Origin of the sequence: Hyalangium ruber (assembly GCF_034259325.1) — a bacterium.
In the GTDB taxonomy this organism is placed as follows: domain Bacteria; phylum Myxococcota; class Myxococcia; order Myxococcales; family Myxococcaceae; genus Hyalangium_A; species Hyalangium_A rubrum.
The window spans coordinates 220,575-235,960 of record NZ_JAXIVS010000004.1 but is presented as its reverse complement, the minus strand read 5'-3'; the positions used below and the strand labels follow the sequence as shown (position 1 = coordinate 235,960).

At 68.1% G+C, this 15,386-nt stretch carries 14 protein-coding genes and 1 pseudogene; 11 read left to right on the top strand and 4 right to left on the bottom strand.

What is annotated here, in order from left to right; genetic code table 11:
- Positions 1–227 precede the first annotated feature (227 nt).
- A complete protein-coding gene (locus SYV04_RS13245) occupies positions 228–581 on the bottom strand; it encodes a hypothetical protein (RefSeq protein WP_321546097.1) in 354 nt (117 codons plus the stop codon).
- 190 nt (positions 582–771) lie between these two features.
- On the opposite strand from SYV04_RS13245, the gene SYV04_RS13240 reads away from it, so the two are divergent.
- The 6 genes and pseudogenes from SYV04_RS13240 (at position 772) to SYV04_RS13215 (ending at position 5,150) form a co-directional block, all read left to right on the top strand.
- Positions 772–918 carry a hypothetical protein gene (locus SYV04_RS13240; protein ID WP_321546096.1) on the top strand — a complete coding sequence of 49 codons (147 nt, stop codon included), beginning with the start codon at positions 772–774 and terminating at the stop codon, positions 916–918.
- Between the two features lie 72 nt (positions 919–990).
- Positions 991–1,482, top strand: a complete 492-nt coding sequence (locus tag SYV04_RS13235) for a hypothetical protein (RefSeq protein ID WP_321546095.1) — start codon at positions 991–993, stop codon at positions 1,480–1,482.
- Positions 1,483–1,992: 510 nt separating this feature from the next.
- Positions 1,993–2,638 (top strand): annotated as a pseudogene (gene sitA6, locus SYV04_RS13230) (SitA6 family polymorphic toxin lipoprotein).
- A 24-nt stretch (positions 2,639–2,662) separates the two neighbouring features.
- Positions 2,663–3,376 (top strand): SitI6 family double-CXXCG motif immunity protein, encoded by a 714-nt coding sequence (gene sitI6, locus SYV04_RS13225; protein WP_479691441.1) that lies wholly within the window; start codon positions 2,663–2,665, stop codon positions 3,374–3,376.
- 179 nt (positions 3,377–3,555) lie between these two features.
- Entirely contained in the window at positions 3,556–4,671 is a 1,116-nt protein-coding gene (locus tag SYV04_RS13220) for a hypothetical protein (RefSeq protein WP_321546092.1), read from the top strand.
- A gap of 98 nt (positions 4,672–4,769) precedes the next feature.
- Positions 4,770–5,150 (top strand): hypothetical protein, encoded by a 381-nt coding sequence (locus SYV04_RS13215; protein WP_321546091.1) that lies wholly within the window; start codon positions 4,770–4,772, stop codon positions 5,148–5,150.
- Here the strand turns inward: SYV04_RS13215 and SYV04_RS13210 are convergent.
- Positions 5,132–5,632, bottom strand: coding sequence for a carboxypeptidase-like regulatory domain-containing protein (locus SYV04_RS13210; protein WP_321546090.1), 501 nt, complete (start codon positions 5,630–5,632; stop codon positions 5,132–5,134). The genes SYV04_RS13215 and SYV04_RS13210 overlap by 19 nt on opposite strands.
- A gap of 157 nt (positions 5,633–5,789) precedes the next feature.
- Between SYV04_RS13210 and SYV04_RS13205 the strand changes: the two genes are divergently transcribed.
- Together SYV04_RS13205 and SYV04_RS13200 are read left to right on the top strand one after the other, a co-directional pair.
- A complete protein-coding gene (locus SYV04_RS13205) occupies positions 5,790–6,131 on the top strand; it encodes a hypothetical protein (RefSeq protein WP_321546089.1) in 342 nt (113 codons plus the stop codon).
- Between the two features lie 2 nt (positions 6,132–6,133).
- Positions 6,134–7,339 (top strand): endonuclease, encoded by a 1,206-nt coding sequence (locus SYV04_RS13200; protein WP_321546088.1) that lies wholly within the window; start codon positions 6,134–6,136, stop codon positions 7,337–7,339.
- A 14-nt stretch (positions 7,340–7,353) separates the two neighbouring features.
- Here the strand turns inward: SYV04_RS13200 and SYV04_RS13195 are convergent, their stop codons facing one another.
- Positions 7,354–9,696 carry a carboxypeptidase regulatory-like domain-containing protein gene (locus tag SYV04_RS13195; protein ID WP_321546087.1) on the bottom strand — a complete coding sequence of 781 codons (2,343 nt, stop codon included), beginning with the start codon at positions 9,694–9,696 and terminating at the stop codon, positions 7,354–7,356.
- 163 nt (positions 9,697–9,859) lie between these two features.
- Between SYV04_RS13195 and SYV04_RS13190 the strand changes: the two genes are divergently transcribed.
- The 3 genes from SYV04_RS13190 to SYV04_RS13180 all read left to right on the top strand — a co-directional run bounded on the left by SYV04_RS13190 (position 9,860) and on the right by SYV04_RS13180 (position 13,263).
- A complete protein-coding gene (locus SYV04_RS13190; RefSeq protein WP_321546086.1) occupies positions 9,860–10,570 on the top strand; it encodes a hypothetical protein in 711 nt (236 codons plus the stop codon).
- A complete protein-coding gene (locus SYV04_RS13185) occupies positions 10,567–11,349 on the top strand; it encodes a DUF4126 family protein (RefSeq protein WP_321546085.1) in 783 nt (260 codons plus the stop codon). The genes SYV04_RS13190 and SYV04_RS13185 overlap by 4 nt, the downstream gene beginning before the upstream one ends.
- Before the next feature lie 84 nt (positions 11,350–11,433).
- Positions 11,434–13,263, top strand: coding sequence for an ATP-binding protein (locus SYV04_RS13180; RefSeq protein WP_321546084.1), 1,830 nt, complete (start codon positions 11,434–11,436; stop codon positions 13,261–13,263).
- Between the two features lie 33 nt (positions 13,264–13,296).
- On the opposite strand, the gene SYV04_RS13175 is transcribed toward SYV04_RS13180, so the two are convergent.
- Complete coding sequence (locus tag SYV04_RS13175; protein WP_321546083.1) at positions 13,297–15,366, bottom strand: M13 family metallopeptidase; 2,070 nt, start codon at positions 15,364–15,366, stop codon at positions 13,297–13,299.
- Between the last annotated feature and the right edge of the window lie 20 nt (positions 15,367–15,386).

Genomic DNA, 15,386 nt, shown 5'->3' with positions numbered 1-15,386 from the left:
GCACCCCTCGTGCTCCCTTCACGTACGCCAACACCCTTAAGCCTGCCTCTACACCTCACGCAGGCGAACACGTCGAAGTCGAACGTCCTGCTGAGCAACTCGGCCCAGTCCACTCGTGGCCTCCCCTACTTCATCCGCTCCGCTCTGGCCGCTGCCTCCATCCCCGCGCTCGCCTCCTCCGCACCTGCTTAGGGGCGCACGGTCGAGAGGGAGGTACCCGGCAAGCCCTACGCCTTGGCTTTGGGATCAAGTAGCGCGGGGTCGATGACGGGCTGGGTCGTCGTCCGCTGGTGCTTCGGAGCCGGAGCCCGAGCCTTGGCGCGTTCCAGAGCTTCTTTCGAGCAGGCATCCCGTTGCGCCGCGGGGACGCCCAGGTCTTCGGCACAGCGCATAAGGATGTATCCAACGTGGGCAATCGCTGCCCGAGCCCGGAGGCTCTCTTCGGGGTCGGCGGTCAACTGTATCTCGTAGTCGTCCCCGCAATTGTCCGCCGCGTGGGCGAAGAACATGGCGTGATTCAGGTGACCGAGGATGATGTCCAACTGCTCCTTCGTCAGCGGCGTCGTAGACTTCTTGGGCACAGGCCCCTCGTAGGCTCTGGATGTTGGGGAGACTTTACCGCAACACCCACCGCACCCGGTGGGGAAAGGCGTTGAGCGTCCAGGCCGGGCACTCCAGTGGGCCGACTTCGACTTTACCCGCTCCGTGGTGACGATCTCCCGGAGTTGGAATCGGGACACCACCAAGGGTGGACGAGCGAGGACGGTTCCCGTGCCCTCATGGCGCGCCGAGCAGTTGCTCGCCGCGCGAGTGTTGGCGTGGAGCCCCTACGAGGGGCACTACCTCGCGCCGCCCGGCCAGGAGCGAGTGCGCGCGCGACTGGAGGCGCTCCCTGTGGCCCCGCCGCAGCAAGGGTGAAGGATCGTGTAGCGGCAGCGAGCCCCGCATGGGAGTGTGCCCCCCCCTTGGAACGGGACGAGGAGGGGCGGCATGGACGAGTTCATCAAGGACCTTACTTCGGCGCGCTTCTGGGTTGGCGTGGTCGCGGTTGGCATCGTCATCAATCTGGTGAGCCCGCTTCTGCAGAAGGCTCTCGCGCGGAGCTCCAGCGGCTTGCTCTCATACTGGCGCAGCCGGTCACGGTTCCAACAGCAGATTCAGGACGCGCTTATTCAGCGCTTCCGCGCGAGCGAGCACGAGCAGGTGATGGCGGCCATTGCCGGCCTACGCCACCTCGTGCGCGCCGTGTTCGCATTTGGCCTAGCGGTCAGTGTCGTTGTCGTGCCGCGGGTTGCCATACCTGACCGCATCCACGCCTTGTCGCTCGAGATGGGGCTTGTGCGCGGCGTCACCAACGTCCTTGCGGCGTACTTTCTCGGACTCATGGTCCGCCGACTGGGGCATGCAGCGACGATCCGGCAGGCATTGATGGCGGCGCGCCGCGATCAGAAGCGCGCGGAGTCCGAGTCCGAATCCGAATGACCGCCAAGAGACAGTTCCCTTGAGTGGGTGCAGAGCCGAAGCCGGAAGAGGCAAGTGAACCGCCTGAGGCAGCGGCGAGGCAGGAGCCGACCCAAGAGCGCACGCCGCAGCTGGATTGGGCCGGGCTACTGCGCAGGAGCTTCGCGCTAGATGTGTTCGGGTGCGGAAGGTGTGGAGGCAGGCGCCGGGTGCTGGCGTAGCTGACAGCTCCCGGTGGGGTGCGTGCCATCCTGGAGCAGCTGAGACTGCCTACACAGCCTGGGAGGTTGGCCCGGCGCGGGGCCCACCCCAGAACTCGTGGTGTTGAGTCTGCAGCAGCAGTGGCCTGTCGCCTGCCGCCTCCTCATGGGAGGGCGGCTTGTGCAGGCCTGTACCCTCTAATTAGGCCTGCTCTGGAAGCGCCGTGCCGATGCGGTCCTCTGCAATGTGGCAGGACGTGTAGGGTGGGACGGTAGGGCAGTGGGTAGCACGGTGCTCACCATCACTTAGGAGCCAGTAGACTCCACCACCATGCGAACAAGGCCCGCTCGCCCATTGGCCCTCGTTGGTGTGCTCCTGGCGGCCTGCACCTCCACGCATGTCTCGCTACGCGAGGAGGAGCCCCCGGAAGTCTCCTGGGAAGAAGGCTGCCACGACGACACCACCCTCGAGCTGTTCTGTTCCTGAAGACACCTGCGTCTTCTTCCGCTGCAGGGACTTGATGGAGGCCGGGGAGACTGTCCCTGGCAAGATCGAGCTGGCTCACTGGCCGGGACTCAGGCCTCCTGGCGGGTGGCGCAGAGGGGGACGGTTACCGCGGCCAAGCGCCGAGCCTGTCTTCCTCATCCGCTGGCACAACCACCCCGCTCCTACCCTACCCAGCCAGCGCGTGCTCTCGCGAGACCGTCTCGTGAAGCACCACATCTTCCCGCAGGCCCCGGACCTCGCCGCATGGTTCCATCTGCAGGGCATCAACATCCACCAGTACACGCTGCTGATTCCTCGCGGAGTCCATGTTCGGATCCACAGCGGGGGCCAACGTGGAGGGCGGTGGAATGAGGAGTGGCGTCACTTCACGAAGGCCCGCCTGAAAGCGACACCTGAGGAGGTCTGGCAGCACGCCATCAAGTTGATCGTGAAGTACGATCTGACAGGAGCCTCGATGCGGCCCTACTGATGAGGTCGCATGAGCGTAAATCGGATGCACTTCTACGAGCTGAGTGAGAACCGAGCGCCAGGCGACACGGGGGCGATCAGTGCTGCCTCCAAGTGGTTCCTACCTGGGGTGAAGTGTCCCGGCTGTGGAGCCACATGGGCCAACGCGGCGATGGCATACCCCTGCGTCGACCTGTCACAACACCCCCAGCAGGCAGAGTTCGTGGTGCCCAGGCCCGCACCGCTTCAAGAGTTCGAACGGCTGCGTGAGCTGATCCGCCCCCTGGCTCCCGAGGGAGCACCTCTGCCTCCCGGAACTCGATTCGGTCCCCTGGTCGGGAAGGCATGGGGGCGCTTCGGCTCTTTCTTCTTCCAGAATCCCTGGACGCTGCTCGTGCGACGCGAGGCCATGGAGGCACTGCAACAGGCTGGCATTCGGGGATTGGCGGGGCGTAAGCCCGAGCTGAGTTTCCGGCAGAAGAATGGACCGCCGGAGTTGATGGAACTTCAGCTCATGCCGTACGGCATGCTGCACGCTCAATGCCTGCGCCAACCTCTTGCGCCTTGTTCTCGGTGCGGGCGTGACGGATCCGAGCTCCCGGAGCAGCTCCTTCTCGATGCAGCCTCGCTGCCGACACACATGGATGTTTTTCGCTTGGCCGATTTCGAAAGTGTCTTGGTTGGCAATGAGCGCTTCAAAGAAGCCGTTCAGCGCCTCGGGCTGGACGGAATCCTCTTCCAAGAGCTGCCGCTGCGCTGAGTAGAGGTCTCGCGCGAAGCGACGAGGCGACTGAGGCGCGCCATGCGACGGCGGCGGGTTGGATTGCCGCCGCTTCCAGGGGTCAGAGGTGACGGCGGCGGCACGCTCACCACCTCGCGCTGGGTTAGTGTGAAGAGGTAGCGCCACAAGCCCGGTGGATGGGCATAAGGAGGGACTGCATGCCTGACAGGACGAACTTTCCTATGACGCCGCACCCGCGAGTCACTCTGCTCAGCCTGCTCATGGGGATCGCGCTGGGCTGTGGCGGGCCGGAGCTCCCGGAAAACTCTACCGACCCCAGCGGCGTGCAGTCCTTCGCCCTCACGTATCCGAACGGGAGCACCCGGACGGTCACCTCCCGGCGCGTCGTCTACAAGGACGCCTCCGGCAACTATCAGGCGGCCCCGGGCCTCGAGGCCTTCAGGGCCGCGGGCGCAGCGGACGGAGATCTCTACCCCATCCGCATCGCCGAGGTGGATGCCCCGGCTGTTCGCAACGCGCTGGTGGTCATGTCGGCTGGACAGAAGATCTCGAGCAGCGGCCACACCAGCGGGCTGACAGGACAGCCCTCCGACTGGGATACGTCCTGCGGCACCGTCTCCTGCCCCAACGTCACGCTCGATGGGCGCTCGCTGGCGATGAAGTTGCGCGCACTGGGCTGGCTGCCCCCGGCCACCACGTGGATGGCGGTGGTGAACGACAACAACTTCGATCACCTCTTCGAGAGCGGCAAGAAGCAGCAGCTCGTCGATGGCTTCGTCCATTGGCTCCAGAGCCAGGTCCGGCCTGAGACGCGCGTCATCTACCTGGCGGGCAGCTCGCGAGGAGGCTGCCTGGTGATGCGCATGGCGCAGGCCCTGCGCAACAACCCGAGCCTCGATGGGATCGATCTCTACGTGTCCTCGTTGGATGGGGTGTGCAAGTACAGCCAGGGAGAGCTGGGCACCTCCGGAGACAAGATCAACAACCCGGTTCGGCCGTGGGGTACCGCCTACGGCGGCTGGGCCACGAACCTGTCAGCCCAGTTCCCCCGCCAGGGGCGGCTCCACATCTTCCACATCGCCGGAGGCGAGGAGGTGGCGCCGCTCACAGGGATCCGAGCCTTCTCGGCGTACTCCGGCACGCCGCCCTCGACTGGCTCGGACCTCAACTGGGGCTGGTACAATCAGAGCTGGGTGCGCTGGAAGCACAAGGAGATCGGCAACCCCTACACGGAGCCTTCCGCGTCTGATCAACCGCGAGTGATTTCGGAGACGCTCGATGCCCAGCTGACCTGGCTCGACGGCTATCTGTGACGTGAGGCTCAGGCTGCTGCAGAGGTGCGCCTCATCCGCTTCCATCCGGTTGCTGCCGGTGCTCCGCACTCCCATCTTCAGAAGGGAAGGAGATGGTCATGCGGAAGGAAATCCTGGCAGCGACCGCCGTCGTGCTGACTTGGGGAGCAGCCAATACGGCGAGCGCACAGCAACCGGCCGACAACAGCCTCCAGCAGCCCATGGTGGGTAGCTATGCCCTCGAGCAGCCGCTCATCGGTAGCTATGCCCTGCGGCAGCCCATGGTGGGCAGCTACGCCTTGGAACAGCCCATGGTGGGCAGCTACGCCCTCGAGCAGCCGCTCATCGGTAGCTATGCCCTTCAGCAGCCCCTCGTGGGTGACTCCCTCCTCCAACTGCCCCCGCTGAGCAGCTACACCTTCCAACTGCCCACCGTGAACAGCTACATCCTCCAGCCGCCTACTGTCAGAGGCTCCAGCGATCAGCCTCCAGCCCAGTAAGGCGCTTCAAGCAACGAGGGCAGCACCTTGGTGACGAAGCCCGAGGCGCGCACCTCGATGTGGTAGCGGCCCGGCACCAGCCCCGTGAAGAAGAACTCGCCCGTGCCGCTGCTCGTGGTGAAGAGCTTCTCTTCCTCGGGGACCTCCAGGGGGGTGTCGGGATCGTACGCCGCGGGCAGGGGCGTCAGGATGACCTCCGCGAGCGTCACGGGCTCTCCCGTCCGCTTCGAGACGACGTAGCCGAGCAGCTCCTCTCGCGCCTCTGGTGCGCTCTCGGGCTCGGGCTCGGCGGGGAGCTCGGGCGGAGGGGCCTCGCGTTGCTCCGGAGGGCGTCGCTTGGGACGGGGAGGAGCGGGTGTCGCGCTCGCTGGAGGGCTGCGCCGCGAGGAAGCCTCGGGCGCGGGGCTGTCCCCCAGGAGGAACCAGAGGCCTGCCGCCAGCGCCACCAGAACCACGCCCGTGAAGAGCCTTCTGCGACTCATGGCGTTCCTCCGCTCACCGAGGGGAGTCTACCTCCCACGCGTGGGAGACCCGGGGAGGTGCGCCGGGGGTGGAATTTGTGTAATTCTTCACCCATGGTGAACGCTCGCGCCGTGATTCCCAAGGTAGGGTGCTGGCTCGCGCTGGCGCTGCTGGTTTGTGGATGACGACTCGGATCCGCTCTGCAGTCCGGGCGAGGTTCCCTGCCAGAAGATCCGGGTGGGGCGGGTGGGCGGCGGCACCTTCTCCTCCGAGGAGGTGGCACCCGCCTTCGGCCTGAAGACGAGCATGCTCTGGGGCTTCGGGCCCCGCGTGGAGCTGGGCGCCAACCTGCTGGCGCTGTCGGGGGCCAAGGGGGAACAGGGGGCTCAGCTCGCCGCTGGCTCTGGCTGCCCCACGCGGGTGTCGGCGTCATCTTCTAGGAATTTCAAGGGGTTGGACGGGTTGACTGAAAAGTCAGGGGATGAAAGCAACTGTAGGTATTTTCCGCCGATAACTTGAATGTGAACGCCCTCAGCCTCCAGCGAACCCAGCCCCGCCCCCTCTCGAGCAGCTTCTCGGGGGAGGCCGCCCGTTCCACCGCTTCCGCCACCCCTCGCGCCACCGAGCGCTCGGGTGCGCAGCGCGAGCTGCCCCGCATGGACGCGGCGATGCTGACGCGGCTGGGTTCGAGCTTCGCCCCCGCTCCCTTCCGGGCGACGGAGCAGACGGTTCGCGCCGGCGCCACCCCGAACCTCGCCATCGCCGACAACGGCCAGGTGGAGTCCTCCCTGAAGGTGAACGAGGCGCTGAAGCTCAAGGGCGGCTCGGTCTCCGTGGACATCCCTCACACCTACCAGGGCGACCTGGTGGTGACGCTCACCAGCCCCTCCGGCAAGAGCCTCACCCTGCATGACCGGGCGGGCGGCTCGACCGACAACCTCAAGGCGAAGTTCGACCTGTCGGCCTTCGCGGGTGAGTCCTCCCAGGGCGACTGGAAGCTCACCGTGGCCGACAAGGCAGGCCAGGACGTGGGCACGCTGAAGGCGTGGGACCTGGAGCTGACCGGCACGAGCACCACGGGCGAGGAGCCGCCCACTCCGCCGACGGATGACCCCTTCCAGGGCCTGCGCGACGCGGCGCTGCTGGCGGCCATCAAGAAGGCGTCTACGGGCAAGGACGTGGTCAGCTACAACGAGGCGCGGAAGATCATCTTCTCCGAGCTGGACGTGAAGAACGGCAAGGTGCGGGACGTGTACACGGGCCGGGAGATCGCCGGCGGCAAGATCCCCAACAGCTCGGACATGAACGTGGAGCACACGTGGCCGCAGTCCAAGGGCGCCACGGGCGACGCCAAGAGCGACCTGCACCACCTGTTCCCCACGGACTCGAAGGCCAACTCCACGCGCGGCAGCTTCCCGTTCGGCACGGTGGAGAAGGTGCAGTGGAGCCAGAACGGCGCCAAGTTCGGCCTGGATGCGCAGGGGCGCAAGGTGTTCGAGCCGCCCGATGAGCACAAGGGCAACGTGGCCCGCGCGTTGTTCTACTTCTCGGCCGAGTACAACAAGCGCATCGCTCCCGAGGAGGAGGCGGTGCTGCGCGAGTGGAACAAGCTGGACGAGGTGGACTCGGCGGAGCTGGAGCGCACCCGGCGCATCGCCACCTACCAGGGCAACGTCAACCAGTTCGTGGAGCACTCGAACCTGGTGGACCGCATCCAGGACTTCTAATCCCGCGAGGCGCTTCACTGCGCGGCGAAGGGAAGGTCTCCCAAATCGAGGGCTTCGCCTGGCATCAGCTGCACGGGGTGCGTCACGCCCCCGCGAACCCTTCGCGAGAGCTGGAGCAGGTACTCTCCCGGCAAAACGTTCCGGAAGCGGAAGCGCCCATCCTTCCGCGTGACGGTGTGGTGGGTGGCGCTGAGGCTCACGGCCACTTCCTCCAGGGGCTGCCGGGTGGTGGCATCCACCACCCGCCCCTCGAGCGGCACGCCCGCGCTCACGAGGATCTCCAGGTTCACGTCCGCTCCCGGTCGCAGGTCCAGCGACACCGTGGCCCCGCGTCCCTCCTGATCCACGACCTGGAGCTTGCTCCGGCCCAAGGGCACTTCGCGCAGCTCGAAGCGGTCTCCCGTGAAGTCCTGCTCGACCCCGGACCTGGGCAGTCCCTCCGAGAAGAACGCCACGCCAAAGCGACGCACGGGCGCTCCGCTCCCGGAGACCACCCGTCCGCGCACCGTGAGCGAGGGCTGAAGTCGGACCGGAGTCCATTCTCCTCTCGCGTACTCCACCACCGCCGCCAGCCGCGCGTGCAGCGCCTGGATCATCAGGGGAAAGCGGGGGGGGGTCGTGGGGGGGAAGCACACTTCGAGGCGGCCCAGCGCATCCGTCTCTCCGACGACACGGGAGTGCTCGAAGTTCACCATCACGGGCGCGTTCGGAAAGGGCCTCCCCTCGGCGTCTTGCACCTGGAGCCGCAGCTCAGGCGCTCTCGTCTCCAGGACGATCGTCACCTCCTGGTTCTGCTCGGTGGTGATCCGGAGCTTTCCATTGGTTTCGCAGCCGAGCCTTCGCGGCATCCTCGTGGTCAGCTCATGCACCAAGGGACGGACCAGCCCGCGATGCAGCTCGATCCGGAAGTGCCCTTGCTCGTCCGCGTCGAACTCCCTCGACCTGCCGACGCCCACAATCCTATGCACCGTCACCCGCACGGGCGCATCCGGTAGGCCTCCCGAGCGCGTCACGACCCGGCCTTCGACCGTGAAGGTGGAAGGTTCGTCCTCGGCCTCTTCGGCGGGCAGCAAGAGGAGGACCCTCTGGGGACGTTCCGAGACGTGCACGGACTGCTCGACGGCGGGCTGGTCCGGAGCGCGCCGCGCCTCCACCCGGTATCGGCCTGGCAGCAGCCCCTCGAATTTCCAGCCATCCCAGCGGTGCCAGACGCCCTGGACGTCGCCGCCGGTGAGGCGCCCAGGGGCGGGCAGGGCACTTACCTTCACCAAGGGCTCGGCCGCGTCCCGCTTTTTGCCCGACACCCAGACCGTGAGGGTGCCCCGGGGCTGGTAGGTGAACGTCACCGTGGCGTGCTCGCCCGGGGACAGGGAGAGGCCCTTGTGCTCGAGCCTGTCTCCCGTGGGCACGAGGACCCGAAGGTCATAGGTGCTCGCGGCCAGGGGCGCGATGGAGAACGCGCCGCGCTCGTCCGTTCCCGCCACCCCGCTGGTGGCGAGGGCCTGGCGAGAATGGGCCTGAACCCGGGCACCGAGGAGGGGCGTGCCATCTTCATGCAGGACCGTGCCAGAGACCCGCGCCCCCTCGCCCAGGTAGATTCGCAGGCCCTGGACACGTTGCTGCTCGGCGACCGTCACCTCGCGCTCCAGCTCGCCCGCGTGAGCGCCCTGGTGCGCGGAGATGGCGTACGTGCCCGTGGGCACCTCGAGGGTGAAGCCGCCTTGTGCGTCCGTGCGGGCCCGCGCTTCCTGCCTCCCGGAGAACGCGAGGACCTCCGCTCCGACCGAGGGCTGCCCATCCACGCCGAGCACCTGTCCCTCGAGGTGGCCGCCCATCCCGAGATCCAGGGTGACACGGCCGCCAAAGGGGACCGGCAGCGAGGGCAGCACCTTGGTGACGAAGCCCGAGGCGCGCACCTCGATGTGGTAGCGGCCCGGCGTCAGCCCCGTGAAGAAGAACTCGCCCGTCTCGCTGCTCGTGGTGAAGAGCTTTTCCTCCTCGGGGACTTCCAGCGGCTCCTCGGACTCGGACTGCTCGGCCAGAGGCGTGAGGATGACCTCCGCGAGCGCCACGGGCTCTCCCGTTCGCTTCGAGACGACGTAGCCGAGCAGCTCCTCTTCCGCTTCGAGGGCAGCCGCGGGAAGCGCTTCGGCGGAGGGCTCGGGTGTGGGCGCCCGCGGGGGCTCTTCGCGTCGCGGCGGAGGGCCGCGCTTGACGCGGGGAGGGGAGGGCGCCGCGTTCGACGTGGCGCTTTCCTTCTGGGAGGACTCGGCCGCGGGGCTGTCCCCCAGGAGGAACCAGAGGCCTGCCGCCAGCGCCACCAGGACTGCCCCCAGGACGAGCGCTCTCCGTTTCATCGCGTCCCTCCGCTCATGGCCCGGAGTCTACCTCCGCGCGTCGGGAACCCAGCGGAGGCCCGGGGGAAGATGCGTCGGGGACAGGGTTCGTGTAATTCTTCACGGGCCGCCCGGGGAGCACACTGGCAACGGGGCGCGCGCATCTCCCACTTCGAGAGCACGGATGACGAGTCTGCCCACCCTGGCGGCCAGCGAGGAGCATGAGCTGGCGCTGCTGCTGTCCGGCAGGTGCCGCCGCTGTGCCGAGCGCCTCCCGGGAGGCACCGCGCTGCGTGGCCGCCCCTGTCCCCGGTGCGGCGAGGAGACGCTGCCCAGCGCCACGGACCGGGCGGTGCTGCACGAGCTGCACGGCGCGCAGTCCGCGGTGCGGCTGTGGCTGGCGGTGGCCGCCGTGGCCGTGGGCGCCATGGTGGCGAGCTGGTTTCCGCTGATCAACTCGCTGCTCATCATCGGCGCGCTGGTGTGGCTCCGATTCACCATCGTGAAGCCCGGGCTGTCGCTGCTCACCCCGCGCCGGCGCATCGTGACGCGGTGGACGCTGCGGCTGGCGGCCGGCTGCTTCCTGGCCCTGTCCTTCATCGTCCTGGAGTTGCTCACCTTCATCCCCGGGGCCGGGGCGCTGGTGAAGACGGCCGTGAGCGCGCTCGAGGTGGCGGGAGCCGGACTGATGACGCGCCGCTACCTCACCTGGCAGATCCGCCGCGAGGGGCAGGGCGCGCCGGTGGCGCTCTGGGAGCTGGCGCTGCTGGCGGCGTGGGCGCTGGTGCTGGCGCTGACGGTGGCGCTCCTGGTGGTGGTGGTGCTGTGGCTCCTGAGCAAGCTCGGGCTGCTGGAGTCCCGGGTGCTCGGGGCGATGCCGGGGGTGAAGCCGTGATTCCCTTTACGGTGGTCTCCCAGGCCATGGGCTTGAGCAGCGCCTCGGGCACGCGGGCGGGCTTGAGCCTGCTGGCGGTGGCCCTGGCCTCGCACCAGGGCTACGTGTCGCTGCCCGACTCGCTGGGGTGGATGGCGCACCCGGGCGCCATGGCCGCCTTCGCGGTGGTGCTCGTCTTCGAGATGATCACCGACCGGGACGAGGACATGCACATGCTGCTCGGGCTGGCGCAGTACGGCCTGAGCGCGGGCGGCGGCGCGCTGTCGGTGATGGCCTCGATGAACGTGGCGACGCAGGGCATCCCCGAGTGGGCGGTGGGCGCGGGCGGCGCGGGGCTGGCGATTGGCACGCTGGCGCTGCGGCGGCGGATGCACGTGGAGTTCTCCGGCCTGGAGAGCGAGCTCTTCCACCCGCTGCGCTGGCTCACCCGGCTGCAGGAGGGCGGCGCGCTGGGGCTGTGCGTGGCCGTCTTCTTCGCGCCCGCGGTGGCCCTCGGGGTGGTGGTGGTGCTGACGGTGGCGGGCGTGGTGGCCACCGTGATGGCGCACCGCATGGAGGCGAAGCTCTTCCGCCGGCCCTGTCCTGCCTGCGGCACCCCCATCCGCGTGGAGGCCTCGCGCTGCGTCCAATGCCGGCACGACGTACCGGTGGTGAAGCAGCTCGACCTGGCTCTGGGCGACAAGGCGCGGGCCGCCGTCCGGGGAGCGCTCGACTCGGTGGTGGCCACGGCGGGCAAGCTGGGGCGCTCGTCCGAGAGTTCCTCCCACAAGGTGGGCTGAGCCTCCCGTCCGGGAGCGGGCGGGGTGGGATACGGGCGTGCCGGTTCTGACCGTAGGATCCACGGCACACCGGGGGTGGGTCGCGTGCGCGGAGTCCTGAAGGCGTGGCTGCTGCGGCGGCTGGACGCGCTCCTCACCGAGGAGCAGCGCCGGCTGCCGCCCGAGGAGCTCAGCCGCCTGCGCGTGGTGGTGGGCGCCGCGGCCCTCAACTTCCTGATGGCCTTCTCCAACATGGTCGGCCCGGAGGCGCCTACCCATGGCACCCTCTTCCGGGCCGCGGGAGTGCTCTTCTCCGCCTGCTACCTGGGCGCGCTGGTCCTCGTGCGGCGGGGAGCGCCGGTGCGACGCCCGGCCCTCTTGGTGTGCGTGACGCTCACGCTGGGGCTGATCTTCTCCACCCACTTGATTGGCACCGCCGCCGCGGCAGCCAGCGCGGCGAGCATGTTGATCCCCGCGCTGGTGGTCTACCTGCTCGGCACCCGCCTGGGCCTGCTCTTCACCGGGGTGATGGTGCTCAACGTGCTGGTCCTCCATCCCCTGGTGCGCACGGGAGGCGCGCTCTTCTTCGACAATGACCATGACCGGATGCTGAGCCTCTTCGCGGTCATCTCCCTGCTGGGCGGCTGGGTGCTGAGCTGGCTGTACAGCACCGCGCGGCTGGAGGCCCACGCGGCGCTGCGCGAGAGCGAGGGCAAGCTGATCAGCCTCATCGAGAACACGGATGACCTGGTGTGCTCGTTGGACGCCCAGGGGCGCATCCTCACCGCCAACCAGGCGGTGCGGAGGCTGTTCCGCGAGCCTCCCGGCCCCGAGCCCGTCCGGGGCGAGGCCCTCTTCCGGCTGCTCCTGCCCGAGTCCTCCGACGTGGGCAGGCAGAAGCTGGCCCAGGCGCTGGGCGGACAGCGGGTGGGCTTCGAGGTGAGCGTCGCGGCGGAGGGCAGGAGGCAGATTTGGGACATCTCCCTCAACCCCGTGCTCGGGGCGGGGGCGCGGCCCGTGGGCGTCACCCTCTTCGGGCGCGACATCACCGAGCGCAAGGAGGCCGAGCTCCGGCTGGGGGAGATGCACCGCAGCCTCATGGACGCCTCGCGCCAGGCGGGCAAGGCGGAGGTGGCCACGGGTATCCTCCACAACGTGGGCAACACGCTCAACAGCGTGAACGTGTCCGTGGATCTGGTGGCCGAGCGGGTGCGCAACCTGCGGCTGGCCGGCCTGGCGCGGGCCTCGGCGATGCTGCGCGAGAACGCCTCGCACCTGGCCACCTTCCTCACGACCGACCCGCGCGGCCAGCACTTCCCCGCCTACCTCCGGGCGCTCAACGAGCAGCTCTTCCAGGATCAGGCGGCGCTCATGGTGGAGACCGAGGCGCTGCGCGAGCGCGTGGACCACATCCGGGCCGTGGTGAACATGCAGCAGCAGCACGCGCGCTCGGCGCAGATGCTGGAGCAAGTACCGGTGCCCCAGCTCATCGACGATGCCCTGCGCCTGCACGGCGTGTCCTTCGAGCGGCTGGGCATCCAGGTGCGCACGGAGTACGCCGTGGTGCCCACGGTGCTGGTGGATCGCCACAAGCTGCTGCAGATCCTCCTCAACCTCTTGAGCAACGCCCGCTACGCGCTGGTGGAGAGCGGCCGGGAGCCCAAGCAGCTCACCCTCCGCGTGGAGCTCACCCCCGAGCAGCGGCTGCGCATCGCGGTAGCCGACAATGGCGTGGGCATCCCCGCCGAGCACCTGCCGCACCTCTTCACCCAGGGCTTCACCACCCGCAAGGGAGGGCACGGCTTCGGCCTGCACATGAGCGCGCTCACCGCGCAGGACCTCAACGGCTCCCTGTCCTGCACGAGCGCTGGCAGGAACCAGGGAGCCACCTTCACCATCGAGTTTCCGCTGGTGGCTCCGAGAGCGCGGGCCTGAGCGGCGCCCGCGCTCCTTCGCCTGGAGCGGGTGCTACCAGATCTTCACGCGCTGCTCGGGCGGCAGCCAGCTGGGGTCGCCCTGCTTCACGTCGAAGGCCTTGTAGAACTCGGGCATGTTCCGCACCACGCCGTTGACGCGGTACGGGCCCGGCGAGTGCGAGTCCGTCAGCAGCATCTGCCGCATGTAGTCGTCGCGGAACAGCGAGCGCCAGATCTGCCCCCAGCCGAAGAAGAAGCGCTGGTCGCCGGTGAAGCCCTCGATCACCGGGGCCGGCTTGCCGTCGAGCGAGAGCTGGTAGGCCTTGTACGCCACCGTCAGCCCGCTCAGGTCGCCGATGTTCTCGCCCAGCGTCAGCTTGCCGTTCACCGTCATCGCGTCGATGGGCTTGAAGCCGTTGTACTGCTCCACCAGCATGCCGGTGCGCTGCTCGAAGGCCTTCTTGTCCTCGGCCGTCCACCAGTCGCGCAGGTTGCCGTCGCCATCCGAGCGGCTGCCCTGGTCATCGAAGCCGTGGCTGATCTCATGGCCAATCACGCCGCCGATGGCGCCGTAGTTCACCGCGTCATCCGCCTCGGGGTTGAAGAACGGCGGCTGGAGGATGGCGGCCGGGAAGACAATCTCGTTCATCGTCGAGCTGTAGTAGGCGTTCACCGTCTGCGGCGTCATGCCCCACTCGGTCCGGTCGATGGGCTTGCCCAGCTTGTCCAGGTCGTGCTGCACCTCGAACGCCGTGGCCCGCTTGACGTTGCCCACCAGGTCGCCGGCGACCACCTCGAGCTTCGAGTAGTCACGCCACTTGTCCGGGTAGCCGATCTTCACGTTGAACTTCGAGAGCTTGTCCTGCGCCTGCGCCTTGGTGGCGGGGCTCATCCACTCGAGCTGATCGATTCCCTGCTTGAAGGCCACGCGCAGGTTGTCCACCAGCTCCTTCATGCGCTTCTTGGACTCGGGGCTGAAGTTGCGCTCCACGTAGAGCTTGCCCACCACCTCGCCCAGGCCCTCCTCCACCGTGGCCACGGCGCGCTTCCACCGCGGGCGAATCTCCTCCTGGCCCTGCAGGGTGCGGCCGCGGAAGGCGAAGTGCGCCTCCTCGAAGCCCTTGCTGAGCAGCGGCGCGTACGAGTCGAGCACCTTGTAGGTGAGGTACTGCTTGAGCACCGGCAGCGGGGTGCTCTTGAGCACCTGCGCCAGCGCCTGGAAGTAGTCCGGCTGGCGGACGATGACGCCGGGAGTGGCCTCGGCGCCCACGGCCTTGAGGTAGCGCTTGAACGAGAAGCCCGGGGTGAGCTGCTCCAGCTCGTCCACCGTCTTCAGGTTGTAGGTGGCCTCGCGGTCGCGGTTCTTCACCCGGTCCCAGCTCTTCTCGGCCAGCGTCGTCTCCAGCGCGACGATGGCCTTGGCCGCCGCCGCCGCGTCCTTCTCTCCGGCCAGCGTGAGCAGCTTCTCCACGTAGGCCTGGTAGGCGGCGCGCACCTCGGTGAAGCGCGGCTCCTGCTTGAAGTAGTAGTCGCGGTCCGGCAGGCCCAGCCCGCTCTGGTTGGCGTAGACGATGTAGCGCGTGGACTGCTTGGCGTCCTGGCCCACGAACACCATCAGCGGCGACTGCACGCCGGAGCGGTAGAAGTGCGCCAGCAGCTCGGGCAGCTCATCCGCGCTCTTCAGCGCCGCCACGCGCTGCAACTCGGGGCGTACCGGCTCCACGCCCAGCGTTTCGATTCGCTGGGTGTCCATGAAGCTCTCGTACAAGTCGCCCACCTTCTGGGTGTCCGAGCCCTTCTGGCGGTCCTTGACGGCCGCGGCCTCCTCGATGATGAGCTTGAGAGCCGCCTCGCTCTTGTCCGCCAGCTCGATGAAGGTGCCGTAACGCGCCCGGTCAGAGGGCATCTGCGTCGTCTTCACCCAGTTGCCATTCACATACTTGTAGAAGTCATCCTGCGGCCGGACGCTGGTGTCGAAATTCTTCACCTCGACGCCGAGCTTGTTGGCCGCGGCCTGGGTGCCCGAGTCCTGGGACTGGGAGCTGGTGGCGCAGCTGGTGAGCAGCAGGGCGCTGAGCGCGCCGGGGGCCCAGAACACGCGGGCAAAGGTTTTGAAGCGCATGAATCTCCGGGGGAGAGAGA

Bases quoted from the DNA above. Each gene is read 5' to 3' on its own strand.
- SYV04_RS13235 (WP_321546095.1), top strand. From the start codon at position 991: ATGGACGAGTTCATCAAGGACCTTACTTCGGCGCGCTTCTGGGTTGGC.
- sitI6 (WP_479691441.1), top strand. From the start codon at position 2,663: ATGCACTTCTACGAGCTGAGTGAGAACCGAGCGCCAGGCGACACGGGG.
- SYV04_RS13220 (WP_321546092.1), top strand. From the start codon at position 3,556: ATGCCTGACAGGACGAACTTTCCTATGACGCCGCACCCGCGAGTCACT.
- SYV04_RS13215 (WP_321546091.1), top strand. From the start codon at position 4,770: ATGCGGAAGGAAATCCTGGCAGCGACCGCCGTCGTGCTGACTTGGGGA.
- SYV04_RS13210 (WP_321546090.1), bottom strand. From the start codon at position 5,632: ATGAGTCGCAGAAGGCTCTTCACGGGCGTGGTTCTGGTGGCGCTGGCG.
- SYV04_RS13195 (WP_321546087.1), bottom strand. From the start codon at position 9,696: ATGAAACGGAGAGCGCTCGTCCTGGGGGCAGTCCTGGTGGCGCTGGCG.
- SYV04_RS13190 (WP_321546086.1), top strand. From the start codon at position 9,860: ATGACGAGTCTGCCCACCCTGGCGGCCAGCGAGGAGCATGAGCTGGCG.
- SYV04_RS13175 (WP_321546083.1), bottom strand. From the start codon at position 15,366: ATGCGCTTCAAAACCTTTGCCCGCGTGTTCTGGGCCCCCGGCGCGCTC.